This window comes from Kribbella sp. NPDC051586, assembly GCF_044453965.1.
In the GTDB taxonomy this organism is placed as follows: Bacteria; Actinomycetota; Actinomycetes; order Propionibacteriales; family Kribbellaceae; genus Kribbella.
In genome coordinates this window covers 923,021-948,360 of sequence record NZ_JBITDF010000002.1, presented here as the reverse complement: position 1 = coordinate 948,360, position 25,340 = coordinate 923,021, and the positions used below count along the sequence as shown (strand labels likewise).

The following is a 25,340-nucleotide window of genomic DNA, read 5'->3' as shown; positions in this document are numbered from 1 at the left end:
AAACATCGTGAACCCGCGAAACCGGGAGGAACAAGGGTTCGCGGGGGTATCCGGAGAGCTACCCGGACGGCACGATGAGTGGCTTAGAAGGTGTGCTCGTCTCCCGGGAAGGCGCCCGATGCAACCTCCGACGCGTACGTCGCCGCCGCGGTCGAGAGGATGCCCCGCAGGTCGGCGTACTGCTTGACGAACCGGGGCATGCTGCCCGAGCGGAGGCCGGCCATGTCCTGCCAGACGAGCACCTGCGCGTCGGTGTCGCGACCCGCGCCGATGCCGATGGTCGGGATCGGGACGCGTTTGGTGATCTCGGCGGCGACGTCGCCGGGGACCATCTCCAGGACGACAGAGAACGCGCCGGCCTCGGCCAGCGCGACGGCGTCGTCGATGAGCCCCGCGGCCTGATCGCCGCGGCCCTGGACGCGGTACCCGCCGATGCTGTGCTCGCTCTGCGGCGTGAAGCCGATGTGCGCCATCACTGGGATGCCGGACTGGGTCAGCTTCTCGACCATTGGCACCATGTTCCGGCCGCCCTCGAGCTTGACCGCGTGCACGCCGGCTTCCTTCATGAACCGGACGGCGGTGTGGAACGCCTGCTCCGGCGACGCCTGGTACGAACCGAACGGCAGGTCGGCGACGACGAGCGCCCGCTCGACCGCACCCGCGACCGCGCGCGCCAACGGAATGAGTTCGTCGACGGTCACCCGCAGGGTCGTATCGTAGCCGAAGACGTTGTTCGCGGCGGAGTCGCCGACCAGCAGCACCGGAATGCCTGCCTGGTCGAAGATCTCGGCGGTGTACTGGTCGTACGCCGTCAGCATCGCCCACTTCTCGCCGCGGTTCTTGAAGTCGCGGAGGTGGTGGACGCGGTACCGCCGTGGTCGCTTGGATGCTTCGCTCGAGCCGCCTTGGGCCGGCTGGTTGCCGCCGGACGCCGACGGACCGTCGGTGTCGCCCGCGGTGCTGGCGGACACCTGCGCGCGGCGCGCGGCCCGATGCGACGACGAGGCGGGCTCGGCGCCGATCTGGCTGGGCGCATCCTGCTGGACATTCGCACGCCGCCGCGCACCGATCGGCCGCGGGCCTTCCGGCTCTTCACTGACCGGCGCGTTGCTCTCGTACTCCGCACTCGGATCCGACAGGTACGCGTTGTCCTGCTGATAACCCTCGATCATGTCCGGCATGTACGCCGTGATCGTCTGCGTATCCATCGGCGTCGAAGGAGTCGATGGAGCAGCACCCGGCCGCGCCACCTGCTCCGGCCGCGCTGCCTGCTCCGGCCGCGCCGGCTCTTCCGGGCGTGTGGCGAACTCTGGGCGCGCCGGCTCCTGCTGACGTTGGGGGAGGTCGCGTCGGGCCGGCTCGTCGCGGCGTGCCGGCTGCTCCTGACGGGCTTGCTGCTCCGGCCGAGGCGCCTGCTCCTGCCGCGAAGCCTGCTCGCGGTCCTGTCTGGCCAACTGCTCTTGCAGGGCGGCAAGCTCCCGCCGAGCCCTCTGCTCGTGCGGAGACGGCTCCTGGCGTGCAACCTGCTCGGGACGAGGTGGCTGCTCGGGACGCGCGGGCTCCTGCGGCTGGGCAGCCTCCTGCGCACGCACCGGCTCGTGCGGCGGCTCGTGCGGGGGCGCGGGTGGCGCCTGCCGCGGCGGCTGCTGCGGACCGAGCCCGTTGCTCGAGCTACCGCTCACCCCGTTGCTCAGTCCGTTGCTGTGCCCATTGCTGTGCCCGTTGCTGTGCCCGTTGCTCAATCCGTTGCTCTGCGCGGGCGAATGCGGCTGCGGTGCAGGAGACGGCTGCGGTGCCTGACCACTCCAGTTGGTGCTGCCGTTCGACGCCTGCGGCGGCCGCGGACTCACTCCGTTGCTCGTCCCATTGCTCGACTGCGGCGGAGCCGGCGGCCGCGGCGGCTGTCCAGTCGGCTGACCAGGCTGCGGCGCGCGATTCCCCGGCGCGCCGTTGCTTCCCGGCCCGAACGGACTGGGCCGCCCCTGCTGCGGCGGCTGTCCCGATTGCGGTGCCGCTGGTGTCTGCGGCGCCTGCGGAGGCTGCTGTGCCGGCGGCTGCTGCGGACGGAACGGGCTCTGCTCCTGGTACCGGTCGTAGGACTCGTCCCGCGATTCACCGTAGTACTCAGGCCGCTGCGGCGGTTGCTGCCGCGGCTGGTGCTGTGACGGCGGCGGAGCGGTCGGCAGGTACGGCGGCTTCGGGACGTACGGCTGCTGCGGCACCGGGCCGCGCTCGTAGGTCCGCGGTGCGTTCGGCAACGACGGCGACGGGTCGAGGCCGAGCCCGGAGCTGCCTGGGCCACGGTCCCGCCAGGTGTCGTTGTCGTAGTCCGAGCGGCGCTGCTCCTCGGTTGTCCGATTCTTCGGTCCGGTCCCGTACGGCGACGGCAACTCCTCGTCGTCGTCCTGGGTACCGGCCGACAGGAAGTTGTCAACCATGTTGCCATCGTCCCACCGTTGCGGAGGGTGAGCGCCACCGCCCGAGGGTGAGCGATCGCTCACATCGTCGGGGTAGGTGTCGCGGGGCAGGCCGGAGCGGTCGTGCAGGTCGTCCGACGAGCCCCACGGGTTGTCTGATGATGGGCGGTACCGCCAGGAGTCGCTCAGTGCTCGGCTGCCTTTCGTGCGTCCTCACGCCATGCATTCGTGATCGGCAACCGGCGGTCCCGGCCGAAGGCCTTGTGGGTGATCTTCGGGCCCGGAGGGTACTGCCGGCGCTTGTACTCCGCGCGGTCGACGAGCTGGATCACCTTCGTGACCAGCCCGGTGTCGAACCCGGCAGCGACGAGTTCCGCACTGCCTCGGTCCTGCTCGACGTAGTCGTCCAGCATGTCGTCGAGCAGATCGTACGGCGGCAGCGAGTCGGTGTCCTGCTGCCCCGGGCGAAGCTCGGCGGACGGTGGTTTGGCGATCGAGTTCTCCGGGATCGGGGGCTGCTGCCCCTTCTCCTTGGCCTCCGCGTTGCGCCACTTCGCGAGCCGCCAGACCAGCGTCTTCGGGACGTCCTTCAACGGTGCGTACCCGCCGACCGCGTCACCGTAGATGGTGGAGTACCCGACGGACAGCTCCGACTTGTTGCCGCAGGCAAGCACCAGGTGGCCGTCGGCGTTCGACAGTCCCATCCAGACCACCGCGCGGACCCTGGCCTGCAGGTTCTCCTCGGCCAGCCCGGTCAGGCCGAGTGTGTCGAGGAACGGCTGCACCATCGGCTGGATCGGCACGACGCGGTAGTTCAGGCCGGTACGCGCGGCGAGCTCGGCGGCGTCGTCCTTGGAGTGGTCGCTGGAGTAGACGCTCGGGTTGGAGATCCCGAAGACGTGCTCGGCGCCGATCGCGTCACAGGCGATCGCGGCGACCAGCGACGAGTCGATGCCGCCGGAAAGTCCGAGCAGGACGGACTTGAAGCCGTTCTTCTGCACGTAGTCGCGCAGACCGGTGACGATCGCGCCGTACATCTCGGCCTCGTCCGACAGGTGCGGTGCGATCACCGGGTCCATCGCGTCGTACGACGGCACCGCCTCGTCCTGCAGCACGGTGTGGACGATCTCGATGCCTTCGTGGGTGCCCTCCGGCGTACCCGACGCGGCCGGGAGGTCCAGGTCGACGATCATGCTGCCCTGCTCGAACTGCGGGGCGCGGGCGAAGACCTTGCCGTCGGCATCGGCCACCAGCGAGTCGCCGTCGAAGACGAGCTCGTCCTGGCCGCCGACGAGGTTGACGTACGCGAGCGCACAGCCGGCCTCGCGGGCGCGGCGCCGGACCAGGTCGCCGCGGGTGTCGTCCTTGTTGGCCTCGTACGGCGAGCTGTTGATCACGAGCAGGAGACCGGCGCCGGCCTCATGGGTGACCGCGACCGGGCCGCCGTCCTGCCAGAGGTCCTCGCAGATGACGAGCGCGACGTCGATGCCGTGGATCCGGATCACCTGCAGGGTGTTGCCGGGGACGAAGTGCCGGAACTCGTCGAAGACGCCGTAGTTCGGCAGGTGGTGCTTCACCGCGCTGGTGACGACCCGGCCCTGGTGGATCACCGCGGCGCAGTTGGTGGGGGAGCCCTTCGGCCGGCCGAGGCGGTCGATGCCCATCGCCGTACCGCTCGCGCGGTCGAGGTACCCGCAGACCACGACGATGTCGCCGAGTCCTTCGTCGGCGAGCCGCTGCGCGAGGTCGTGGATCCGCGCCTGCGACGCGTCCACGAACGATGCCCGCAGGGCCAGGTCCTCCACCGGGTAGCCGGTCAGCCCGAGCTCGGGAAAGGCGACCACATGCGCGCCTTGCTCGACCGCGTTCCGGGTCCACGCGACGATCTTGTCGGCGTTCCCGGCGATATCACCCACGGTCACATTGAGCTGCGCAAGAGCCACTCGGAGTTGAGGCACGGGAGCACATTACTGGGTCCGGGCCCGCATCCCCACGCCCCTCTCCAACCTCTTACGTACGCCGAATGTAAGCACCTACCCGAAGTAGGTTCCCGGTCAGCGAATCCATCGCATCCACCGTCAGCCGTTCGCGCGCCAACCGCGGATACTCACTCCGCATCCGCTCGACGTGATCCCAGCCCACCTCGTGCCATCCGGGGATGCCGCGGCACCGGCCTTCCACCCGCCGCCGGTGCTCTTCCTCGTCGCTGCAGACACACTCCACGAGGCGCAGTCGCCCGTCGTACTCCGCGGCCAGTTCGTCCCACCGGGCGGCGATCTCCTCATTCACCAGACAATCCACGATCGCCGACTGCCCGAGCATCAACTGCCGTTTGATCAAAGTCCCGAGCAGGTCGTAGTACATGTCCAGGAACACCGGGCGTTCCAGCCCACGCAGTACGCCGTGCGGTCGGAGCGCGCCGAGCAACCAGTCGCCGGCGAAAGCCGGCACTCCGGTTTCGGTCGCGAGTGCTTCGGCCAGCGTCGACTTGCCGGTGCCTGGCAATCCGGTGAACGCGATGATCTGCTTCATGTCGGTGAGGTTCCTGCTGTGCGGGCCACTAGGACCGGGATGAGGGTGGTCCAGCCTAGGGACTCGTACAGCGGGCGGCCGTCGGGGGAGGCAGAGAGATAGGCGGTCCGGGTGGATGCGGCCTGGGCGAGAGCGGTCATAACGGCTCGGGCCAGGCCCCGGCGGCGATGGGCCGGGTCGGTGGTGATCATGTCGGCGACCGCGCCCGTGTGGAGTACCGCCATCCGGCCGCTGGCGGCGACCTCGCCGTAGCCGCAGATCCGTACGTCGATCACAGAAGGCGTCTCGGACACCTCGAGGATGTACGGCGCGGGCACCGGGTACGTCGCCTGCTCGGCAAGGCTGATCGTCATCAGCCACTGGGTGCGGATCGCCTCGAGCGGCTTGAGGCCGGCGGCGAGGCGATCGGGGTCGTCGGTGGCGATCGTCAGCCACGACGTACCGGGCGGATGGCAGTCGGTCAGCGCGAGATGGGCGGCAGCGGTCGCGTTCTGCTCCGTCGCGACGTACTGGACCCGTCGCTGGGGTTCGCCGACGCGTACGACGGTGACGTCGTCGACCTGCTGGTAATCGGTCCACCCTCGCGACGCGGACCACCCGCGCTGCCAGCGAGTCAGGGCTTCCTCGTGCATCCATCCATGGAACAGCGACGAAGGTTCACACCCGCAGGGACTTCGGATGCTGTTCGGTGTGTGGGCGCTGCGGTGGAAGGACCGCTGGCCCCGAGCGATCGCCAGGGCCCGGTCACCCTGGCGATCGCGGCTGTCGGGCAACGGTCGCTGACGTGCTACCTGTGTCAATTCGCCGACCGGATGCGGCGAGTCAACTGCCGCGGCCCGTTCGAGCTCCTGATCCGGAGGATCACCTATTAACCGAAGAGGACAGCGGCCACTCTGTCGCGCAGCTCCGGCAGTCGCGCGTAGAACACGTCACCCGGGCACTGCGTCGTGTTGTAGTCGCGGTGCCCGACGATCGCGACATGCGGATCCAGACCGTACTTCGTGCACAGCCACGCGCACGTCAGCACGGACATGTCGAACAACGCGACCGTGACGTTCTCGGTGACGTAGATGCCCTCGTGCTCGATGCCGATCGTGTGGCTGTTCTCGTTCGCGGTCTGGGCGCCGAGGACGTTCTGGCCGTTGTTGATCGCCGACAACGACTTGCTCCGGCCCTCCATCAGGAACCCGCCGCGGCTGATCGTGAGCTGGTTGCCCATGTCGATCCAGCCGTTGGTGTCCATGTGCAGGTCCTGGATCCAGTGCTGGACCGAGTACGCCGCCGCGAGCGAGTAGTCCGTGACGTTCGGGCTCGCGGTGTGGTGGATGACGATGTGGTCGGGCTTGCCGATCACCTGGGTCGCCGACTTGGGCGGGCGCGCCGACCACTCGGTGCGCGTGTAGCAGCGCGGCGCGGGGGCGGCGAGCGCTGTTGTGGGCATGGCTGCGGTCAGGGCCCCGCCGAGCAGTACGCCGCCGGCGGTCGCGCCGAGCAACGTACGCCGGGAGACCCGGGCGCGTTGGATATTTTCTGGGGCGGTCATGCTGTAGAAAATTCCCTACGAACAACGCCCCCAAACCGGAATGATCTAATGACGTGGTGACACAGAGTCAGGAGGGGCAGGACGTCGTCCGGCTGAGCCCGGTCGGCAAGGGTCTGCGGGTCCTCGTCGCCGTGGTCGGCATCGGTCTGCTCATCAACGGATCGGTGCGGGCGTCCGACGACGCCTGGCCGTTCGGGCCGATGTCGCAGTACGCGATGTCCGTGCCCGACGACGCCAAGATCGACTACACCCGGATCAGCGCGGTCACCGACGCCGGTACGACGGTCGACGTACCGCTGAACATCGAGGGCGCCGGCGTGGCGCGGGCCGAGATCGAGGCGCGGTCCGGGGAGATCGTGAAGGACCCGTCGCTGTTGCAGCAGGTCGCGGACGGGTGGGCGCGCAAGCATCCTGACAAGCCGAAGTACGTGAAGCTCGAGCTGATCCGCGACACCACCCAACTGGTCAAGGGCCGGGTCGAAGGACCGCCGACGTCGCAGGTGCTGGCGACCTGGGAGGTGCGGCGATGAGGGCGGCCAACTGGTTCACGCCGGCGATCGCGCTCGGGCGGATCGCTTGGTTGCGGACGGTTCTGTATCTGTTCGTCATCCTCGACATGCACGCCTTCGTCCGCGACACCCGCGACAAGGGCCAGCATCCGGACCTCTACCAGCCGCTGCTGCTGGAGCGGTTGCTGCACCTGCCGACACCCTCGGTCGCGAACACGACCGCGCTGTACTTCGTGCTGATCGCGGCCTGCTTGATCGGTGCGTCGAACTACTTCCCGCGGATCGCCGGCTGGATCGTCGCGCCGGCGTTCACCTGGTGGGTACTGATCGGGATGAGCGATGGCAAGGTCGACCACGACCACCTCGCGCTGGTGATCGCGCTGTGGGTCCTCCCGACCGTCGGCGGTGCCCGGCGCGGGCGGGCGTCGTACGGCGACCAGACCCGGTCCGAGGCGGCCGGGTGGGTGATCCGGTGCATCCAGATCTGCGTGATCGCGACGTACTTCCTGTCCTCGATCGCGAAGCTGCGCAGTGCCGGATGGGCGCTGACCTGGCCCGGGAGCGCCGTACTGACCTGGGCGATCGTGCGGCGGCCGCACCCGGTCGGGGAGTGGCTGCTGCACTATCCGTGGGTGCTGCACGTGATGCAGTGGGTGGGCATCATCGGAGAGTTCTGTTCGCCGGTGATCCTGTGGCTCAAGGGGAAGTGGCAGTTGCTCGGGGCCCTGTTCTTCCTCGGGTTCCACGCGGCGAACACGGCGATCCTGCTGATCCACTTCCTGCCGACGGTCGTCTGCTGGCTGGCCTTCGCCCCGCTCGAGCGGGTCGTGCCTTGGTACCAGGCTCGACGGGCGCGGCGGGCCAAGGATCGCTCAGACGACGCCGGACAGGCCGAACACGAGGCCGAAGAGGGCCGGCAGGCCCAGCAGCAGGCCGGCGCGTAGGCGGAACCGGCGACCGCCCGGCCCCGGAGTACGGACGATCCGGGACAGCACGGCACCGGCGTACCCGAAGACCAGCGCGGCGAGCAGGATCTGCTTGGTCGGCAGGCTGTCCGCGTCGTGATGGGTCAGGCCGAGCGTCACCAGCCCCGGGCAGCAGAAGGCGCACATGCCGAACCCGAGCTCCGGGACCGGCAGCCAGCGGCGGCCGAGCACGTCCCGCTCGGCCGGTCGTTTCCGGCGCAGCGACTGCACGAAGCGCGCCGTACTCAGGATGAGGTCGCTGAGGCAGAGGACCGCGGCGACGATGAGCGCTGCGTGGAAGATCGTCTGCACGGGAACACGCTAGGCCCCTGACCATGCCTGTGTCCGCCTGGGCACGTAACGTCTGCTTAACAGAGACGGGGCACACTGTGAGAAGTTCTGGACCTGGGCGAGAGGTGGACTGATGGACAAGCAGCAGGAGTTCGTGCTGCGCGCGCTGGAGGAGCGCGACGTACGCTTCGTGCGGCTCTGGTTCACCGACGTGCTCGGGTTCCTGAAGTCGGTCGCCGTGGCGCCGGCCGAGCTGGAGAGCGCGTTCGCCGAGGGGCTCGGGTTCGACGGGTCGGCGATCGAGGGGTTCGCCCGGGTGACCGAGGCCGACATGCTGGCCAAGCCGGACCCGTCGACGTTCCAGATCCTGCCCTGGCGCGGCGAGACGATGGGCACCGCGCGGATGTTCTGCGACATCAACATGCCGGACGGATCGGCGTCGTTCGCGGACCCGCGGCACGTGCTGAAGCGGACGCTGTCTCGCGCTGCGGATCTGGGCTTCACCTTCTACACGCATCCCGAGATCGAGTTCTACTTGTTCAAGTCGCTGACGGGCGCCGTTGGTACGACGCCTGAGCCGGTCGACTCGTCCGGGTACTTCGACCACACGCCGCAGGGGATCGGCAACGACTTCCGCCGCGAGGCGATCACGATGCTCGAGTCGATGGGCATCTCGGTCGAGTTCAGCCACCACGAGGGCGGGCCCGGCCAGCAGGAGATCGACCTGCGGTACGCCGACGCGCTGTCGACCGCGGACAACATCATGACGTTCCGCGTCGTGGTGAAGGAGGTCGCGCTGTCGCAGGGCATCTACGCGTCCTTCATGCCGAAGCCTCTGTCGGATCAGCCCGGGTCGGGCATGCACACCCACATGTCGCTCTTCGAGGGTGACCGCAACGCCTTCTTCGAGGGCGGCGCGCAGTACCAGCTCTCGAAGACCGGTCGTGCTTTTATCGCCGGTCTGCTCCACCACGCCGGCGAGATCACCGCGGTGACGAACCAGTGGGTGAACTCGTACAAGCGCCTGGCCGTCGGGGACGAGGCGCCGTCGTTCATCTCGTGGGGGCACAACAACCGGTCCGCTCTCGTGCGCGTGCCGATGTACAAGCCGCACAAGGGGCAGTCCTCACGGGTCGAGTTCCGGTCGCTGGACTCTGCCGCGAACCCGTACCTCGCCTTTGCTTTGATGCTCGCCGCGGGCCTGAAGGGCATCGAAGAGGGCTACGAGCTTCCCGCGGAGGTCGAGGACGACATCTGGTCCCTGACCTCCCGCGAACGCAAGGCCCTAGGCATCAAACCCCTCCCCGGCAGCCTCGCCGAAGCCATCAGCGCCATGGAAGACAGCGAACTCGTAGCCGAGACCCTGGGCGAACACGTCTTCGACTTCTTCCTCCGCAACAAACGCGCCGAATGGCAGGACTACCGCCGCCAAGTAACCCCCTTCGAACTGAACAAACTCCTACCTGTCCTGTAGGGGCGCACTACGAGTTGGCTGTCAGGGAATGCCATTCAATGAACCTTGGACACGCTACGAAGACCTCGGACAGGCCATGCGATGTTCAAAGTCACCACCGAGCGTCCGCGGGCTGGGCGCGGGCTGCCCAGCCCTCGACGACCAGCGCGACGGCGGGTTGCACCAGAGTGTGTTCAGACTCCGGCGGGCTGTGGTGGTGCGTCGTCGGAGGCGTGCTTCGAGGCCCACCGTGACGCCGCCGTCGAGTGCCGGTACGGCGGATCAGCCGGCGCCGACGCCTCCGCAATACCACCGCCAGCAGCAGCCCCAGCCCCGACAGCATCGGCAGCCGGCTGGACGGCGGCGGCCACGATCGGCGTACCATCCGGGGCCAGCGCGTGCACCTCTTCGACCGTGAGCAGCCCGACCGGGCGGACGCCTTCGGTGATCACGACGATGCAGCCGGGGATCACCTGCTGGGCCCGATTCCCCTTGGCCGGAACGAGAATCCCCTCGGCCGGCGTGCGCCAGGCGCCCGGCGCGAAGCGGCGTAGCGCGAGCCCGGCCTGACCGTCCTCGGGCGTGCGTGGCGGGAGGTACGCCGTCGCGGTGTAGTCGTAGTCGTAGTCCGGCTCAGGCGGACCCGACACTCGCCCGCCCTGCTGTGGTGTCAGCCAGAGCACCGTTCCGCGCACGGCGAGCGACCCCGTCATCATGACCATGAGAAGCCATCATGCCGACTACTGAGCGAATCCGCTACACGACACCGTGTATTCCTCGCGATCTGTCCGCGATCCAGCTGAGACTTTGTGAACACGCCGACCATTGTGCTCCTCCGGCGACGGTCGAGGGGTGCCCAAGGAGCCGCCGTGATGCGAAGTTGGATAGATTGCGGGGGTGGCTGAGGGTCGGAGAGGGTCGTGGGAGGGACGCCTGGTTCGGCTCGGGTTCGAGGACCCGCAGCGGGCGGCGGGGATGCTCGAGGAGCTGGACGTCCTCGACTCGCACAGCCCGATGGCCACCGAGCAGCTGATCACCACGCTGTCGGAGTCGGCCGATCCCGACCTCGCGCTGTACGGGCTCTGCGGGCTGGCGGAGGCGCTGCACCGGCACGAGTACGACGTGGCCGCGTTCGCGCGCACGCTCGAGATGGACGAGGGCTTCCGGCGACGCCTCGTGTACGTGCTCGGCGCGAGCGAGGCGCTCGGCCGCCATCTGTCCGTTCACCCACGGCACTGGTACGACCTCGCCGACCCGGCGCTGGCCGGCACCCGCCCGTCGGTGGAGGACGTCGCCGCCAAGCTCGCCACCGCGGTCGAGGCAGACAATCCGGTCGACGCGCTGCGGGTCGAGTACCGCCGCCTGCTGCTGCGGCTGGCCGCACGTGATCTCGCCGAGGGCCTGCTCGTCGACGAGGTCGCCGCCGTACTCGCGGATCTCGCCGGCGGGGCGCTCGAGACCGCGCTGCGCATCGCGCGCGACGAGTACTTCGCCGCGCACCCGGGCGCTGCCGACTGCCGCCTCGCGATCATTGCCATGGGCAAGTGCGGTGGCCGGGAGCTCAACTATGTCAGCGATGTCGACGTGCTGTTCGTCGCCGAGCCGCTCGAAGGTGAACCGGAGCTGCCGGCGCTGAAGACCGCGACCCAGCTCGCGGCCGCGACGATGCGGATCTGCTCCGCGCACACCGGCGAAGGCACGCTCTGGCCGGTCGACGCGGCGCTCCGCCCGGAGGGAAAGTCCGGCCCGCTCGTCCGCACTCTCGACAGCCATCTCGCGTACTACCAGCGCTGGGCCAAGACGTGGGAGTTCCAGGCGCTGCTCAAGGCCCGTCCGGTCGCGGGCGACGCGGCGCTCGGCCAGGAGTACTCCGAGAGGATCGGCGACCTCGCCTGGTCGGCGGCCGACCGCGAGGGCTTCGTCGACGACGTGCAGGCGATGCGCCGTCGCGTCGTCGACCACATCCCGGCCGCGGACGTCGATCGCCAACTGAAGCTCGGCCCCGGCGGGCTGCGGGATGTCGAGTTCGCCGTACAGCTCCTGCAGCTCGTCCACGGCCGCAGCGACGAGTCGGTCCGCAGCGGTACGACGCTGGTCGCGCTCGAGGCCCTCACCACCAGCGGGTACGTCGGCCGCACCGATGGCGCCGTACTGGCAGATGCGTACCGGTTCCTGCGCTCGATGGAGCACCGCATCCAGCTGTACCGCCTGCGTCGTACCCATCAGGTCCCCGACGACGAGGCCGACCTGCGCCGGCTCGGCCGCTCCCTCGGCTTCACGAAGAACCCGATCACCGACCTGACCGCGGCATGGAAGAAGCACGCACTCGAGGTACGCCGCCTGCACGAGAAGCTGTTCTACCGGCCCCTGCTCGCGGCGGTCGCACGCATCCCGGGTGACGAGGTCCGCCTGACGCCGGAGGCGGCCAAGCAGCGGCTGACGGCGCTCGGGTACGCCGATCCCGCGTCGGCGCTGCGGCACATCGAGGCGTTGTCCGAGGGTGTCTCGCGGCGCTCGTCGATCCAGAAGGCGCTGCTCCCCGCGATGCTCGGGTGGTTCGCGGAGTCACCGGATCCGGACGCCGGTCTGCTCGCGTTCCGCACGATCTCCGATGCACTCGGCTCGACCCCCTGGTACCTGCGCCAGCTCCGGGACGAAGGCGCATCGGCCGAGCGCCTCGCGCATCTGCTGGCCAGCGGCCGGTACGCCGTCGACCTGTTGCAGCGCGCGCCCGAGGCAACCGCGATGTTCGCGGACGAGCGGGAGCTGACTCCGCGGACCCAGGACGCGCTGCTGGCGGAAATGTCCGCGGCGGCCCGTCGGCAGGATGCGCCGGAGGCCGCGGTCGCGGCGATCCGCGCGGTCCGGCGACGGGAGCTGTTCCGGATCGCGGCCGCCGATCTGTCCGGACTGCTCGACGTGGAGACGGTCGGTCAGGCGCTGACCGTCATCTCGGTCGGGACGCTGACGACCGCGCTGGAGGTTGCCCGCAGGGCGATCGCGAAGGGCGAGCCGGAGCCGACACGGATGTCGATCGTCGCGATGGGCCGGTTCGGCGGGCACGAGCTCGGCTACGGCAGCGACGCCGACGTGATGTTCGTCCACGACCCGAAGCCCGGCGCGGACGAGAAGGCGGCGACGGACTTCGCGACCCAGGCGGCGACCGAACTGCGCCGGCTGCTCGCGTTGCCGGGGACCGATCCGGCGGTCGCGGTCGACGCGGACCTGCGGCCGGAGGGTCGGCAAGGGCCGTTGGTGCGGACGTTGGCGTCGTACGCCTCGTACTACGCCAGGTGGTCGGCGGTCTGGGAGGCGCAGGCCCTGCTGCGGGCCGACCCGTTGTGTGGCGACGCCGACCTGTGCCAATCGTTCCGCGAACTGATCGACCCGCTGCGCTACCCGGAGAACGGCGTCAGCGAACGGGACGTGATGGAGATCCGTCGCATCAAGGCACGCGTCGACGCGGAGCGGCTCCCACGAGGCGCCGACCCGGCCACGCACACCAAGCTGGGTCGCGGCGGTCTCGCCGACATCGAGTGGACCGTCCAGCTCCTGCAGCTCCGCGAGGCGCACCGGGTCCCGACTCTGCGTACGACGCGCACGCTCGGAGCGCTCTACGCCGGCGTGGACGCCAACCTCGTCGACCCGACCGAGGCCGACACGCTGCGTGCCGCGTGGGAGATGGCCACCAGGATCCGCAACGCGATCATGCTCGTCCGCGGCCGCCCCGGCGACTCGTTGCCACGCAATCCCCGGGACCTCGCCGCCGTCGCCCAGATCTGCGGTTACCCGCCTGGCGAGTCGAGCCGCTTCTCCGACGACTACCTCCGCACCACCCGCCGGGCCCACAACACCGTTGCCCACCTGTTCTGGGACGACTAATACACTCGTGTCGGTGGAAGCAGTGGATCAGGTCAGGCAACCGGGAGTCTTCAGCACGGTCCGGCGCAGCGTTCGGATGACGGCTGGGCAGAAGCGGGTCTGGCAGACGCAATGGTCGGACCTCGGCCGGACGCAGGAGGACCTGCCGCCCGGTGAGCTGGACCTCGCCGAGTGGTTCGGCCGGGAAGCGCCGACCGTGCTGGAGATCGGCTCCGGGATGGGCGAGGCGACCGCACAGCTCGCCGTCGCCGCGCCGGAGGTCAACCATCTCGCCGCCGAGGTGTACCCCGCGGGACTCGGCCAGCTGATGCTCTGGGTGGAGAAGTACGACCTCGAGAACGTCCGTCTGCTCCGGGGCGACGCCGTCGAGTTCCTGCGCGACCAGGTCCCGCCGGGCAGGCTGGCCGGCGTACGCATCTACTTCCCGGACCCGTGGCCGAAGAAGCGGCACCACAAGCGCCGTCTGGTCAGCCCGCCGTTCGTCGCGCTGGTCGCGTCCCGGTTGCAGCCGGGCGGGACGTTGCACCTGGCAACGGACTGGGCGGACTACGCCGACCGCATGCTCGACGTCTGCGAAGCCGAGCCGTCGCTGCACAACAAGTACGACGGCTGGGCTCCACGTCCCGAATGGCGGCCCGTCACCAAGTTCGAGTCCCGCGCGCAGGCCGAGGGCCGCGAGGTCTGCGACCTCATCTACACAAAGATCACGCCGACCGACTGGTGAAGTGCCACTGCCCGGCCGGCACCGTGTAGATCGTGTACCCGTCGTCGTACGTCGCCTCGCCCGCGAACGACTGCGGTACGGCGGCAACGTCCGCGGCAGCCGCCGACGGTACGTGCACTACTGCCGTCGTACCGACCGGCACCTGCACCTCCAACGACAGCACCCGTCCCGTCCTCTTCCAGGAGACCGACACCCTCCCGCGGATCGTCTCGGTCCGGATGCTCGCCGAGTCCACCTCGTCGCGCGCATCGGGCCGGACCACGATCCGCTCGCAGCCCGCGTCGACGACGCGCAACCCGGCGACGTTCTCGAAGATCCACTGCACGACGGTGCCCTGGAAGTAGTGGTTGCGCGACCGCGAGTCGTCCTCCCACTTCTCCCACATCGTGTCCGCGCCGAGGTCGAACCAGTAACCCCAGCTCGGATAGCTGCGCTGCAGTGCGACCTTCGTTGCCACGTCGCCGTACCCGTGCGCGGTCAGCACCGGGAGCAGTACGCCGACGCCCAGGCAACCCGTGTTGAGATGGAACCCGCGCGCCTCGACGTCCGCGGCCAGTCCCGCTGCGACCTGGTCGACCATGTCGTCCGGCACGATCCCGAACGCCAGCGGCACGGCGTTCGACGTCTGCCGGTAGTCCGGATCGTCGGCCGATCGGTACCGTCCCGCCGATCGATCCAGGAAGGCCCGGTTGAGCCCGTCCGCGAGCTCGGCCGCGGCCTTGCGATAGTCGTTGGGCCGCCCAATCAACTCACCGATCTCGGCCGCGACCACGACGGCCCGATACAGGTACGCCGTACCCGTCAGCCGCCGGTCTTCCGGTGCCGGGCCGCTCCCGAACCCAGGCGGCAGCCAGTCGCCGAGCACACTCACCGACAGCCCGTCCTCGACCCGGTCCAGCTCCCAGACCAGGTATTTCGTCAGCGATTCCCAGTGCTCGCGCAGCAGCCGCTCGTCGCCGTACCAGCGATACATCTCGCGCAGCAGGAACGGGTAGACCGTCGGCCACTCGGTCGCAGGGGAGAGGTCGGTGAACCCCCACCCGCTCGACGGCACGATCACCGGCAGCTGCCCGGAGTCGGCCTGGCTGTCCCGGATGTCCCCGAGCCATTTGGTGAAGAACCGGGCCAGGTCGAGCGTCGCCAGCATCGTCGGCGCGCCCACCTGCGCGTCCCCGGTCCACCCGTTCTTCTCGAAGTACGGCGTGTCGGTCGGGATCCCGTGCAGGTTGCTCAGGATCGTCCGCCGCATCGCGTGCTCGAACTGCTCGTACGGCGCCTGCGACGAAGCGAACCGGGTCACGCCGGAGACATCGGAGTTCACCACCCGCATCTGAACGTCGGCCCGCGCGCCCTCGATCTGCACGTACCGGAAGCCCTTGTACGAGAATCGCGGCTCCCACGTCTCCACACCGTTGCCAGCCGCAACGTACTCGTCCCGCTGGATCCGGTCGCCGTCGACGTGCACGTTCCACGCCGCCACGTTGCCATCGGCAACCGTCTCGCCGTGGGTCAGGCTGATCGTCGTACCGGCCGGCGCCGCGACGGACAGCTTGGTCCAGCCCGCACCGGTGCGCCCGAAGTCCGCGATCCACACGCCCGGCCGGACCTCGGTCACCTCGACCGGATCGACGGTCTCGACCACCCGGATCGGCTCGTGCGCCTGGGCGGTCACCTTCCCCTTCGGCGCCTCGACGATCGCGGCCGCCGACCAGGACGAGTCGTCGTACCCGGCCGCGTCCCACCCGGGCAGCGCTCGGCGGGCGTCGTACGTCTCGCCCAGATACAGGGAATCGGACACCGTCGGTCCACCGGTGATGCGCCACGACTCGTCCGTCACGACCTCGTCCACGCGCCCGTCGTCGTACTCGACGACCAGCCGCGCGATCAGCCGCGGGTCGGCGGTCCACGGCGCATCGTGCCAGCGCCAGACGTTCACCGAGGTCAGGCCGAAGAATCCGCGTCCGAGCTCGGCGCCGACCACGTTCTCCCCCGACTGCAGGAGTTCGGTGACGTCGTGCGTCACATAAAGGACAGTGTGGTCGTACGCGGTGAAGCCAGGATCGAGTACTGCGTCACTCACCGCGTGACCGTTCAACCGCAGATCCGCGTACCCGAGCCCGCTCGAGTACAGCCGCGCTCGCCGTACGGTCCCGTCGACGGCAAACCCGCGCCGCAGCAGGGGAGCGCTGTCGGTCGCGCCGCCGATCCACTGCGCCGCCGCGAAGCCTTCGTCCAGCAGCCCGGTCTCGAACCATTCCGGTGCAGCCCACTCACCGACCCGCTCGTCCCAGAGCCGGACCGTCCAGTGGTACCGCGTCCGCGCCACCGCGGGACCGTCGTACTCGATGCCGAAGGTCTGTGAAGAGTCCACCTTGCCCGAGTCCCACACGTCCGCGCTCTCCGGAGTCAACAGCTCCGGCGCAGAGGCGACGAGGATCTGGTACGCCGCCTGCGTCGCGCCGTACCCGGGCGCGGTGGCGACCCAGCAGAACCGCGGCCGGTTCACGTCGACGCCGAGCGGTCGGACGGCGTACTCGGTTTTGAGAGATCGGGGAGTCAGCACGCTCAGGACCGTAGGCAGCGGCGCGCTCGGCTTTCAACCGTCTGACCACAACCGGCCGATCATGATCGATCCTGATCGTTTGTCTTGGTTAGTGATTCACCGTCCCAGATGCTGAAACCTGAGCATCTTGCTCGACTTTGTGCGCTTTCATGGATGGGTGCAGATCACTTCGAACGCTCCCGGCGATGCGCTGACGCGCCGCCGGCACGTCGATCTGCTCCGCGTGAACTCCTCGGGTTGTTGACCTTCGGCGTACCACTCCGCCCGTCAGCCCGTCACCGACCTGTGGGAGTACTTCCGTGCGTCGTCTCATCCTGATCGCCTTGCTGGGCTCGATCGCCCAACTCGTCGACGGCACCCTCGGCATGGCGTACGGCGTCACCGCCAGTACGGCTCTGCTGATCACCGGGATCTCCCCGGCCGTCGCCTCCGCCTCGGTGCACCTGTCCGAGGTCGGCACCACGCTCGCCTCGGGCCTGTCGCACTGGCGTTTCGGCAACGTCGACTGGCGCGTGGTCGCGCTGATCGGTGCGCCCGGCGCTGTCGGCGCGTTCGTCGGCGCGACGTTCCTGTCCAGCCTGTCGACCGAGTCGGCCTCGTTGTGGGTCGCCGGTCTGCTGCTCCTGCTCGGCGTCTACATCCTGGTCCGGTTCGGTACGGGGAAGGTCCGGGCCGTGATCGAAGGCCGCCCGGCCGGGAAGTTCCTCGGTCCGCTCGGCCTGGTGGCCGGCTTCATCGACGCCACCGGCGGTGGCGGTTGGGGACCCGTCGCGAACTCCGCGCTGCTGTCCAGCGGCAAGCTGGCGCCGCGGCGCGCGGTCGGATCGGTCAACGCGGCCGAGTTCCTGGTCTCGGTCGCCGCCAGCATCGGTTTCCTGTTCGGGCTCGGTCGCGACAACCTGCCGTACGGCATCGTCGCCGCGCTGCTGATCGGCGGCGTCATCGCGGCCCCGCTGGCCGCGTGGCTGGTGTCCCGGCTGGCGACCCGCTGGCTCGGTGTCGCGGTCGGCCTCGTGCTGATCCTGACCAACGCGCGCACCCTGCTGAACGGCCTCGACGTCACCACCGGCCCGCGGTACGCCGTGTACGCCGCCCTCGTGGCCGGCTGGGCGGCACTGGTCCTCTACGGGATCCGGCTCGCCCGCCGCACGGCCACCGACGCCGAACTCGAGGCCGTCGTCGACGAGCGCGAGCTCGAGCCGGCTTCCTGAAGCTCCGCTTTCCTTCAAGACAAAGGTCTTCTCGTGAGCATCCCCGCCATTCGTCCGTTCCGCCTGCTCGCTGCCACCCTTGCCCTGACCATCGCCGCCGCGGGCTGCTCGCGCGCCGGCGGCGCCGACGAGACGCCGGTCGCGTCGAGCGACCAGGGTCCCGCCACCGAGCTGCGGCTCGGCTACTTCCCGAATGTCACCCATGCCGCCGCGCTCGTCGGTCTCGGCAAGGGTCTGTTCACCAAGGAGCTCGGCAGCACCAAGCTCGTGCCGACCCAGTTCAACGCCGGTCCGGAGGCAGTCGGCGCGCTGCTCGGCGGTTCGCTGGACGCGTCGTTCATCGGCTCCGGTCCCGCGATCAACGCCTTCGCGAAGTCCCACGGCGAAGCGGTCCGCCTGATCGCCGGTACGACGTCCGGCGGCGCGCAGCTCGTGGTGAAGCCGACGATCACCAACCCGGACGACCTGGTCGGCAAGACCGTGGTCACCCCGCAGTTGGGCAACACGCAGGACGTGTCGCTGAAGAAGTGGCTCGCACAGAAGAACCTGACCGGCAAGGTCAAGGTGACCAACCTGGAGAACGCGCAGACGCTCGACGCGTTCAAGAAGGGCGATGTGGACGCGGCCTGGCTGCCCGAGCCGTGGTCGTCGCGGCTCGTCCTCGACGCGGGCGCGAAGGTGCTGCTCGACGAGGCGTCGCTGTGGCCGGACGGGAAGTTCCCGACGACGGTCCTGATCGTCCGGACCCAGTTCCTGCAGGAGCACCCGGAGACGGTGAAGGCGCTGCTGTCCGGGCTGGTCGCGGCGATCGACTACAGCGCGACGAATCCCGGCGATGCGAAGACCGTGGTGAACGACCAGCTGAAGGCAGCGACCGGTAAGGCGCTGAAGCCCGCCGTGATCGACCGGGCGTTCAAGAACATCCAGATCACCGCGGACCCGATCGCGAGCACGTTCCCGCAGCTGGCGAAGGACCAGGTCACGGCCGGGATCGCGAAGGAGGCGCCGGCGGTGGCCGGGTTCGCGGACCTCGGCCCGCTGAACGACGTACTCGGCAAGGCAGGCAAGCCGACGGTCGACGCCGCCGGCCTGGATTCGAAGTAGCTGGACTCGAAGTAGCCAGGAGGAAGCCAATGACCGCGACCATCGACACCTTGCCGGACGTACTCAGCCCGGTGCGGTTTCATCAAGTGGGCAAGACGTTCGGGACCGGCCGGAAGTCGGTGGTCGCGCTGGACGGCGTCGATCTCGAGGTCGAGCCCGGTGAGTTCGTCTGCCTGCTCGGCGCGTCCGGCTGCGGCAAGACCACGCTGCTGAACCTCGTCGCGGGCCTGGATCAGCCGACGGCAGGACGGATCGAGCTCAACTCGTCGCGGCCGGCGGTCGTCTTCCAGGAGGCCGCGCTGATGCCGTGGCTGACCGCCGCGGGGAACGTCGAGCTTCCGCTGCGGATGGCCGGCGTACCGAAGGCAGAGCGGCGGGCGAAGGCGGCCGAGCTGCTCGAGCTGGTCCGGCTGGCCGGGCTGGGGGACAAGCGCCCGCACGAGTTGTCCGGCGGTATGCGCCAACGCGTCGCCCTGGCGCGGGCGCTGGCGTCCACCGCGGACAACGCCGATGACGCGGAGGGCAAGCCGTCCTTGCTGTTAATGGACGAGCCGTTCTCTGCGCTCGACGCGATCACCCGCGACGTCCTGCAGGGTGAACTGCTCCGGATCTGGCGTGCGACCGGTACGGCGATCCTGTTCGTCACGCACGACGTCCGGGAGGCGGTGCGCCTCGGCCAACGCGTCGTACTGCTGTCGTCACGACCGGGCCGGGTCGTCCGGCAGTGGAATGTCGAGGACGCGCCCGGGGCTGTGGACGAGATCAACACCGCGCTCCGCAAGGTGATCAGCAGTCATGCCGCTTGACGTCCAGGAAGGATCCGTCGAGGCCGGCCTGGACGCCCTCGACACCCCGGTCAACGCGCCCGAGGGATCCCGGGTACGGCGGATCGCCGCGCGGGTCCTGCCGCCGATCGGCGCGATCGTCGTGCTGGTGGCGATCTGGCAGGCGTTGTGGGCCGCGGCGTTCTGGCCCGAGTTCAAACTGCCCGCACCGGCGGCCGTCTGGAGCCAGATCTGGCAGCTGGTGACCAGCGGCGACATCGCGGAACTGTTCTGGGTATCGGTGCACCGCGCTGTCATCGGCTTCGCGATCTCGCTGCTCATCGCCGTACCCCTGGGCCTCGCGATCGCCAACATCACCGTCGTACGCCGAGGCATCGGGCCGCTCGTGTCCGGCCTGCAGAGCCTGCCCTCGGTCGCGTGGGTGCCGGCGGCGATCCTGTGGTTCGGACTCAACGACCGCGCGATCTACTGGGTCGTCCTGCTCGGCGCCGTGCCCTCGATCGCGAACGGCCTCGTCTCCGGTCTGGACCAGGTGCCGCCGATCCTGCCGCGGGTCGGCAAGGCCCTCGGCGCGGGCCGGCTCGGCGGCATCCGGTACATCCTGCTGCCCGCCGCGCTGCCAGGGTTCCTCGGCGGACTCAAGCAGGGCTGGGCGTTCTCGTGGCGGTCGCTGATGGCCGCCGAGCTGATCGCCACCTCACCGGAGCTCGGCGAAGGACTCGGGCAGTATCTGCACAACGGCATGTCGCTGTCCGACATCTCGATGGTCTTCGCCGGCATCGTCCTGATCTTCGCGGTCGGCGTCGGCATCGAACTGCTCGTCTTCCGCCCCCTCGAGAACACCGTCCTACGAGCCCGAGGACTCACCACCTCCACCCGCTGATGGGGTCAGCGCCGTACTGTTGGAGCGTGGTTCGATTCCTGCCGTTCCTGATCAGCCTGGTGCTCAGCGTGTATGCGCTGTTCTCCTGCATCCAGACACCCGACGAGGACGTGCCGCACCTGCCCAAGCTGGTGTGGATCGTCCTGATCGTGTTCGTCCCGTTCGTCGGGCCGATCGTCTGGCTGCTCATGTCGCGCACCCAGGGCGGTGGCGACCGCGAGACCGTCGTACGGCCCTCGCGGCCGGTCAGCCGCCCACTCGCGCCCGACGACGATCCGGACTTCCTCAAGTCGCTGGACCGCTACCGGGACCCGCGCACGACGGTCAAGCCGCCGGAGCCCGAAGATCCGGCGGACAAGGACCGCCCGAAGGACCGTCCCCAGGACAAGCCGAAGAAGACGTCCGACGACACCCCGTCCGAAACCGACGACGGGAACGCCTGACTTCTCCGGTTGTGCCTAGGCGGACTTCCGGTGCTCGGGGAGCAGGGTGTTGTCGCGCTCGGACTCCGTGGTGCCGCCCCAGACGCCGTACGGCTCTCCGACGGAGAGCGCGTGCTGCCGGCACTCGGGCTGGACGGGGCAGGTCCCGCACAGCGACTTGGCGACCATCTCGCGGGCGCGTTTGCGAACGCCACGCTCCGATTCGGGAGAGAAGAAGAGTTCCGGGTTGACGTCCCGGCATGCGGCTTGTGACTGCCAGTCCCACAGATCCATGAGCGGGCGGGGCAGGCGAGGCATCCCTCTCGACATGGCAACCTCCTTGACTCACCGTGAGCGCGGACGGGCGCTCGGTGAAAACTATGCTCATCTCTTACGTAGTTCAACCCTTGTTGTCTCGAAGTTCGGGCCATTCGTTATCACCACGTGCCGTTGCGGCCCGTGATCGGGGCTCTTTCAGGCGCACGGAGGCGGCGCAGGTGTTCACGTCATCACGTCGTGTGACATGAGTCACTTGCTCAGCCACGCTCCGAGAATGGCCATGGCCAGTCCGGTACCCAGGTTCAGCACGACGTTGAGCAACGCCTTGCCACGATGTCCGGAACCGGCCAGTGCCGTCGTCTCGGCCGCGAACGTGCTGTACGTCGTGAACGCGCCGCAGAACCCGACACCGACGAGCAAAGCGATCGTGTGATTGCCGACGCCGGTCAGCAACCCGAGCAGAAAACTGCCGAGGATGTTGACGGCGAAGGTTCCCCACGGCAACGGGGTCTCGATCCGGGCACCGAGCAACAACCGCGCGACCATGTGCTTGTCCACCAGGAATCTGAGCGGCGCACCGACCGCGGCGCCGAGCGCGACGAGCAGGACGTTCATCGCGTCCGCCCGCCGACCAGTTCGCCGATCGTTGCCGCTGCCAACGCTGCGGCGATCGTGCCGAAGAAGTAGACGAATGCAACAACCATCTGCACGTGCAGCAACTTCTCGGTGTCGACGGCGAAGGTCGAGAACGTCGTGAAGCCGCCGAGGATGCCGGTGCCGAGGAACGGCCGCAGCAGCGGATGGTGCCGCGGAGTCAAACGCGCGAGCAGCACTCCGATCGCGAAACAGCCCAGCACGTTGGCGACGAACGTCGCCCAGGGGAAGCCCGCCGGTCCGTGCGGCATCGCTACGGCGATTCCGTACCGAGCCAGCGAGCCGATCACACCACCCAGCGCAACCGCGCCGATGATGCGCGGCAGACCGGGCTCAGCTGTCATTCGCCGGATCGTAGCGGTAGTACTCGTGGCCGCCGTGCGCCGTCTCCTTCTCTCCGGTCAGCGCCCGGATCACCGTCGCATGGGTGATCGCGAGGACCGGCCCGTCGGTGCTGGCGGTGTGCCGGGCGAGGGCGGCGCGGGCCCGCTCCCGGACCCGGGACAGTGGCTCCCAGGGTCGGTGGATGCCTTCCGGCCATTCCCCGTCGTACGCCTCGAACTCGGCCTGTGCGGCGTGGAGGTCGGCGATGCTGCCCCACCGGCCGGTTTCGTCCGGCAGCCAGTCGCGCAGGTCGTAGTCGACCTTGACGCCGAGGGCGAGCCGATGGCCGATGATCGCGGCGCTGTGCAGGGCGCGGGTGAACGGCGAGCTGACCAGGTACGTCGCGCGGATGCCGCCGAGCAGGTCGGCGAGCTCCTCGGCCTGTTTCATCCCGACGGCACTGAGCGGGGCGGAGGCAGCCGCGATTCCCGGCCAGCCGCGGGAGTCGATCGGCTCGTAATCCGGCTCGCCGTGCCGGACCAGGTAGATCTGCGTCACGGCCACGTTCTACCTCAGGTGCCGGGCCCCTGCCCATCCACGTGCGTGGCCGGGCGGCGGCGGAAGCGGATCGGTGAGCGACGACGGGGGCCGCACCTGGTGGAGTTCGTCGAACAAGTTGTCGAGGCCTGCGCGGGGGGCCGACGGACTCTGGCCCTCGACCCACCGGACCTCGGTGGCGCCTTGGTGCCCGTGCACCGCGAGCACCGAGTCCAGGTCAGGCCAGACAGCCGTGGCCGGGTTGTCACCGCGCCATCGCAGTGCCACCGATCCGTCGCTGAACTCACAACCCTCAGCCACCACTCCGGTCCCCGAAACCCCACTCGGATCCCGATACCGAACCAACTCAAAGGTCCGCGGCCTCACCACCTGCTGCACTCCCCGTCGTCTAGCCGGTCTTGCAGCCCTCAACGAGCCCGCACCGCTTCCGGTTACTGATCAGCAACCGCCCGCCGCATGAAGATCCGCTCGGCCGGGTCCAGCCCGAACGCCGTTTCCGCTGCCTGGATCTTGACCAGCCCCGGGGTCAGGTCCTCGCCTGCCAGCTCCGAGAATCCGAGCCGCGCGTAGTACGGCCCGTTCCACGGCACGCTGCGAAACGTGCTGAGTGTCAACGCCGGCATCCCTTGCCCGGCCGCCCACCGCTCGACGTGCTCGATCAGCTGGCGCCCGATCCCACGGCCCTGGTGTTCAGGGTGAACGCTGATCTGCTCGATGTGCGCCGCGCCGTCCACGAGCTCCACCAGGACGAATCCGGTCGGCCGGTCCGCGTCGTCGGCCGACACCCACAGCCGACCCGACTCGCGGTACTCCTCGAACGCCTCCAGCGCGGGCGGCGGGTGGTCCGCGACGTCTGTCATGCCGATGTCGCGGAACAGCACGCCGGCGGCTGTCTCCAGGTCCCGGAGGGTCGGTAGTTCGTCTCGATGGGCGGTACGGATGTTCACGGGTGCTATTGTCGTCGACGTGAAGCGCAGCTATTGGCGATTTTTTGAGTGGCCGGCTCTGGTGCCGGGCAGCTCAGCCGATCGCTGACGCCCGACCGCAAACACCACAGCCGGCCCGAAGCCAAGGACCTCCGTCCTTGGCTTTTCTCGTTCCTCAGCCGGCTGCGTGCGCTGCAACGCGAGCGGACCGGCAGAAAGGTCCCCCACGATGAACACCCTTCCCAAACCGACCGAGCAGACCTCGGTGGTCGATCGCCGGATCGAGAAGACCGTCCCGCTGGTCACGCCGCTGGCCCTGCACGACGAGTTCCCGTTGAGCGACGAGCTCGCCCGCACCGTCGCCGACGGCCGCCAGGCGGTCGCCGACGTGCTCAACGGGGTCGACGACCGTCTGCTCGTCGTCGTCGGCCCGTGTTCGGTGCACGACGCCAAGGCGGCCCTCGAGTACGCCGAACGACTCCGACCGGTGGCCGAGCGCCTCTCCGACGGACTCTTGATCGCGATGCGCGTGTACTTCGAGAAGCCGCGCTCCACCCTCGGCTGGAAGGGCCTGATCAACGACCCGGGCCTCGACGGCTCCGGCGACGTGAACCGCGGTCTGCGGATCGCTCGTCAGCTCCTCGTCCAGGTCACCGAGCTCGGTCTCCCGGCCGGCTGTGAGTTCCTCGACCCGATCACCCCGCAGTACATCGCCGACACCGTCGGCTGGGGCGCGATCGGCGCACGGACCGTCGAGAGCCAGGTGCACCGCCAGCTGTCGTCCGGCCTCTCGATGCCGATCGGGATGAAGAACCGCCCCGACGGCTCGATCGCCACCGCGGTCGACGCGATCAAGGCCGCCGCCGTACCGCATGTGTTCACCGGTATCGACCACGACGGCGCGCCCGCGATCCTGCACACCCGCGGCAACCCGGACTGCCACCTGGTACTGCGTGGCTCCGACAGCGGACCGAACTACGACGCCGAGTCCGTCGGCGGCGCCGTCGAGCTCCTGCGCAAGGCCGGCCTGCCCGAGCGCGTCGTGATCGACGCGAGCCACGGCAACAGCCGCAAGGACCACCGCCGTCAGCCGGTGGTGGCCGAGGAGATCGGCGCGCAGGTCGCGGCGGGGAACGAGGCGATCGTCGGCGTCATGCTCGAGTCGTTCCTGCAGGAGGGTCGCCAGGACCTCGACCCGACCCGGGAACTGACCTACGGGCAGTCGATCACCGACGCCTGCATGGGCTGGGAGACGACCGTGCAGACCCTGGAGAAGCTGCGCGACGCAGCAATCGTTCGACACGGATAGCTGTTC

The 25,340-nt window shown here is 69.1% G+C and carries 25 protein-coding genes; 12 read left to right on the top strand and 13 right to left on the bottom strand.

All coding sequences use genetic code 11. The annotated features are described in order from the left end of the window. Positions 1-83: 83 nt before the first annotated feature. The 5 genes from panB to ACIA58_RS14865 form a co-directional block, all read right to left on the bottom strand. The gene (gene panB / locus ACIA58_RS14885; protein ID WP_396404190.1) at positions 84-2,438 is read right to left on the bottom strand and encodes a 3-methyl-2-oxobutanoate hydroxymethyltransferase; all 2,355 of its coding nucleotides are present in this window, start codon (positions 2,436-2,438) and stop codon (positions 84-86) included. A gap of 164 nt (positions 2,439-2,602) precedes the next feature. Further along, the gene (locus tag ACIA58_RS14880) at positions 2,603-4,375 is read right to left on the bottom strand and encodes an NAD+ synthase (protein WP_396404189.1); all 1,773 of its coding nucleotides are present in this window, start codon (positions 4,373-4,375) and stop codon (positions 2,603-2,605) included. Between the two features lie 52 nt (positions 4,376-4,427). Beyond that, positions 4,428-4,949: an AAA family ATPase gene (locus ACIA58_RS14875; RefSeq protein ID WP_396404188.1), complete on the bottom strand. Its 522-nt coding sequence runs from the start codon at positions 4,947-4,949 to the stop codon at positions 4,428-4,430. Continuing rightward, a complete protein-coding gene (locus tag ACIA58_RS14870; protein WP_396404187.1) occupies positions 4,946-5,581 on the bottom strand; it encodes a GNAT family N-acetyltransferase in 636 nt (211 codons plus the stop codon). Before ACIA58_RS14870 ends, ACIA58_RS14875 begins: the two co-directional genes overlap by 4 nt. A gap of 236 nt (positions 5,582-5,817) precedes the next feature. Further along, positions 5,818-6,492 (bottom strand): peptidoglycan recognition family protein, encoded by a 675-nt coding sequence (locus ACIA58_RS14865; RefSeq protein WP_396404186.1) that lies wholly within the window; start codon positions 6,490-6,492, stop codon positions 5,818-5,820. A 56-nt stretch (positions 6,493-6,548) separates the two neighbouring features. Between ACIA58_RS14865 and ACIA58_RS14860 the strand changes: the two genes are divergently transcribed. After that, positions 6,549-7,022: a hypothetical protein gene (locus ACIA58_RS14860; RefSeq protein ID WP_396404185.1), complete on the top strand. Its 474-nt coding sequence runs from the start codon at positions 6,549-6,551 to the stop codon at positions 7,020-7,022. Beyond that, positions 7,019-7,945, top strand: coding sequence for a hypothetical protein (locus ACIA58_RS14855; RefSeq protein WP_396404184.1), 927 nt, complete (start codon positions 7,019-7,021; stop codon positions 7,943-7,945). Before ACIA58_RS14860 ends, ACIA58_RS14855 begins: the two co-directional genes overlap by 4 nt. Here the strand turns inward: ACIA58_RS14855 and ACIA58_RS14850 are convergent. Then, positions 7,874-8,278, bottom strand: a complete 405-nt coding sequence (locus ACIA58_RS14850) for a hypothetical protein (protein ID WP_396404183.1) — start codon at positions 8,276-8,278, stop codon at positions 7,874-7,876. The two genes, ACIA58_RS14855 and ACIA58_RS14850, sit on opposite strands and share 72 nt — an antisense overlap. 112 nt (positions 8,279-8,390) lie before the next feature. Between ACIA58_RS14850 and glnA the strand changes: the two genes are divergently transcribed. Next, the gene (glnA, locus tag ACIA58_RS14845) at positions 8,391-9,731 is read left to right on the top strand and encodes a type I glutamate--ammonia ligase (RefSeq protein WP_396404182.1); all 1,341 of its coding nucleotides are present in this window, start codon (positions 8,391-8,393) and stop codon (positions 9,729-9,731) included. A gap of 173 nt (positions 9,732-9,904) precedes the next feature. Here glnA and ACIA58_RS14840 read toward each other — a convergent pair whose 3' ends face one another. Continuing rightward, positions 9,905-10,432: a hypothetical protein gene (locus tag ACIA58_RS14840; protein WP_396404181.1), complete on the bottom strand. Its 528-nt coding sequence runs from the start codon at positions 10,430-10,432 to the stop codon at positions 9,905-9,907. Positions 10,433-10,685: 253 nt separating this feature from the next. Between ACIA58_RS14840 and ACIA58_RS14835 the strand changes: the two genes are divergently transcribed. Both ACIA58_RS14835 and trmB read left to right on the top strand, forming a co-directional pair. After that, positions 10,686-13,592, top strand: coding sequence for a bifunctional [glutamine synthetase] adenylyltransferase/[glutamine synthetase]-adenylyl-L-tyrosine phosphorylase (locus ACIA58_RS14835; protein ID WP_396404981.1), 2,907 nt, complete (start codon positions 10,686-10,688; stop codon positions 13,590-13,592). Positions 13,593-13,605: 13 nt separating this feature from the next. Continuing rightward, complete coding sequence (trmB, locus tag ACIA58_RS14830; protein WP_396404180.1) at positions 13,606-14,316, top strand: tRNA (guanosine(46)-N7)-methyltransferase TrmB; 711 nt, start codon at positions 13,606-13,608, stop codon at positions 14,314-14,316. On the opposite strand, the gene ACIA58_RS14825 is transcribed toward trmB, so the two are convergent. Further along, positions 14,297-16,879 carry a family 78 glycoside hydrolase catalytic domain gene (locus ACIA58_RS14825; protein WP_396404179.1) on the bottom strand — a complete coding sequence of 861 codons (2,583 nt, stop codon included), beginning with the start codon at positions 16,877-16,879 and terminating at the stop codon, positions 14,297-14,299. The genes trmB and ACIA58_RS14825 overlap by 20 nt on opposite strands. 139 nt (positions 16,880-17,018) lie before the next feature. Here ACIA58_RS14825 and ACIA58_RS14820 point away from each other — a divergent pair, with 139 nt between their 5' ends. Genes ACIA58_RS14820 through ACIA58_RS14795 form a run of 6 tightly spaced genes read left to right on the top strand, consistent with a single transcriptional unit; the run spans position 17,019 to position 21,305 of the window. Next, complete coding sequence (locus ACIA58_RS14820; RefSeq protein WP_396404980.1) at positions 17,019-17,123, top strand: putative leader peptide; 105 nt, start codon at positions 17,019-17,021, stop codon at positions 17,121-17,123. 55 nt (positions 17,124-17,178) lie between these two features. Further along, entirely contained in the window at positions 17,179-18,090 is a 912-nt protein-coding gene (locus ACIA58_RS14815; protein ID WP_396404178.1) for a sulfite exporter TauE/SafE family protein, read from the top strand. A 33-nt stretch (positions 18,091-18,123) separates the two neighbouring features. After that, positions 18,124-19,194: an ABC transporter substrate-binding protein gene (locus ACIA58_RS14810; RefSeq protein ID WP_396404177.1), complete on the top strand. Its 1,071-nt coding sequence runs from the start codon at positions 18,124-18,126 to the stop codon at positions 19,192-19,194. Positions 19,195-19,223: 29 nt separating this feature from the next. Next, the gene (locus ACIA58_RS14805) at positions 19,224-20,000 is read left to right on the top strand and encodes an ABC transporter ATP-binding protein (protein WP_396404176.1); all 777 of its coding nucleotides are present in this window, start codon (positions 19,224-19,226) and stop codon (positions 19,998-20,000) included. Then, complete coding sequence (locus ACIA58_RS14800; RefSeq protein WP_396404175.1) at positions 19,990-20,862, top strand: ABC transporter permease; 873 nt, start codon at positions 19,990-19,992, stop codon at positions 20,860-20,862. Before ACIA58_RS14805 ends, ACIA58_RS14800 begins: the two co-directional genes overlap by 11 nt. Positions 20,863-20,888: 26 nt before the next feature. Next, positions 20,889-21,305, top strand: coding sequence for a PLD nuclease N-terminal domain-containing protein (locus ACIA58_RS14795; RefSeq protein WP_396404174.1), 417 nt, complete (start codon positions 20,889-20,891; stop codon positions 21,303-21,305). A gap of 15 nt (positions 21,306-21,320) precedes the next feature. On the opposite strand, the gene ACIA58_RS14790 is transcribed toward ACIA58_RS14795, so the two are convergent. The 5 genes from ACIA58_RS14790 to ACIA58_RS14770 form a co-directional block, all read right to left on the bottom strand. Beyond that, the gene (locus tag ACIA58_RS14790) at positions 21,321-21,614 is read right to left on the bottom strand and encodes a WhiB family transcriptional regulator (protein WP_131350551.1); all 294 of its coding nucleotides are present in this window, start codon (positions 21,612-21,614) and stop codon (positions 21,321-21,323) included. Positions 21,615-21,812: 198 nt separating this feature from the next. Continuing rightward, positions 21,813-22,178 (bottom strand): fluoride efflux transporter CrcB, encoded by a 366-nt coding sequence (gene crcB / locus ACIA58_RS14785; protein ID WP_396404173.1) that lies wholly within the window; start codon positions 22,176-22,178, stop codon positions 21,813-21,815. Then, a complete protein-coding gene (locus ACIA58_RS14780) occupies positions 22,175-22,561 on the bottom strand; it encodes a CrcB family protein (RefSeq protein WP_396404172.1) in 387 nt (128 codons plus the stop codon). Before ACIA58_RS14780 ends, crcB begins: the two co-directional genes overlap by 4 nt. Beyond that, positions 22,551-23,099, bottom strand: coding sequence for a histidine phosphatase family protein (locus ACIA58_RS14775; protein WP_396404171.1), 549 nt, complete (start codon positions 23,097-23,099; stop codon positions 22,551-22,553). Before ACIA58_RS14775 ends, ACIA58_RS14780 begins: the two co-directional genes overlap by 11 nt. A gap of 431 nt (positions 23,100-23,530) precedes the next feature. Then, positions 23,531-24,046 carry a GNAT family N-acetyltransferase gene (locus tag ACIA58_RS14770; protein ID WP_396404170.1) on the bottom strand — a complete coding sequence of 172 codons (516 nt, stop codon included), beginning with the start codon at positions 24,044-24,046 and terminating at the stop codon, positions 23,531-23,533. Positions 24,047-24,254: 208 nt separating this feature from the next. Between ACIA58_RS14770 and ACIA58_RS14765 the strand changes: the two genes are divergently transcribed. Beyond that, entirely contained in the window at positions 24,255-25,334 is a 1,080-nt protein-coding gene (locus ACIA58_RS14765; RefSeq protein WP_396404169.1) for a 3-deoxy-7-phosphoheptulonate synthase, read from the top strand. The last annotated feature ends 6 nt before the right edge of the window (positions 25,335-25,340 follow it).

Coding starts and splice junctions, on each gene's coding strand:
- panB (WP_396404190.1), bottom strand. CDS start 2,438: ATGGTTGACAACTTCCTGTCGGCCGGTACCCAGGACGACGACGAGGAG.
- ACIA58_RS14875 (WP_396404188.1), bottom strand. CDS start 4,949: ATGAAGCAGATCATCGCGTTCACCGGATTGCCAGGCACCGGCAAGTCG.
- ACIA58_RS14870 (WP_396404187.1), bottom strand. CDS start 5,581: ATGCACGAGGAAGCCCTGACTCGCTGGCAGCGCGGGTGGTCCGCGTCG.
- ACIA58_RS14865 (WP_396404186.1), bottom strand. CDS start 6,492: ATGACCGCCCCAGAAAATATCCAACGCGCCCGGGTCTCCCGGCGTACG.
- ACIA58_RS14855 (WP_396404184.1), top strand. CDS start 7,019: ATGAGGGCGGCCAACTGGTTCACGCCGGCGATCGCGCTCGGGCGGATC.
- glnA (WP_396404182.1), top strand. CDS start 8,391: ATGGACAAGCAGCAGGAGTTCGTGCTGCGCGCGCTGGAGGAGCGCGAC.
- ACIA58_RS14840 (WP_396404181.1), bottom strand. CDS start 10,432: ATGGTCATGATGACGGGGTCGCTCGCCGTGCGCGGAACGGTGCTCTGG.
- ACIA58_RS14835 (WP_396404981.1), top strand. CDS start 10,686: ATGCTCGAGGAGCTGGACGTCCTCGACTCGCACAGCCCGATGGCCACC.
- ACIA58_RS14805 (WP_396404176.1), top strand. CDS start 19,224: ATGACCGCGACCATCGACACCTTGCCGGACGTACTCAGCCCGGTGCGG.
- ACIA58_RS14800 (WP_396404175.1), top strand. CDS start 19,990: ATGCCGCTTGACGTCCAGGAAGGATCCGTCGAGGCCGGCCTGGACGCC.
- ACIA58_RS14790 (WP_131350551.1), bottom strand. CDS start 21,614: ATGTCGAGAGGGATGCCTCGCCTGCCCCGCCCGCTCATGGATCTGTGG.
- crcB (WP_396404173.1), bottom strand. CDS start 22,178: ATGAACGTCCTGCTCGTCGCGCTCGGCGCCGCGGTCGGTGCGCCGCTC.
- ACIA58_RS14780 (WP_396404172.1), bottom strand. CDS start 22,561: ATGACAGCTGAGCCCGGTCTGCCGCGCATCATCGGCGCGGTTGCGCTG.
- ACIA58_RS14765 (WP_396404169.1), top strand. CDS start 24,255: ATGAACACCCTTCCCAAACCGACCGAGCAGACCTCGGTGGTCGATCGC.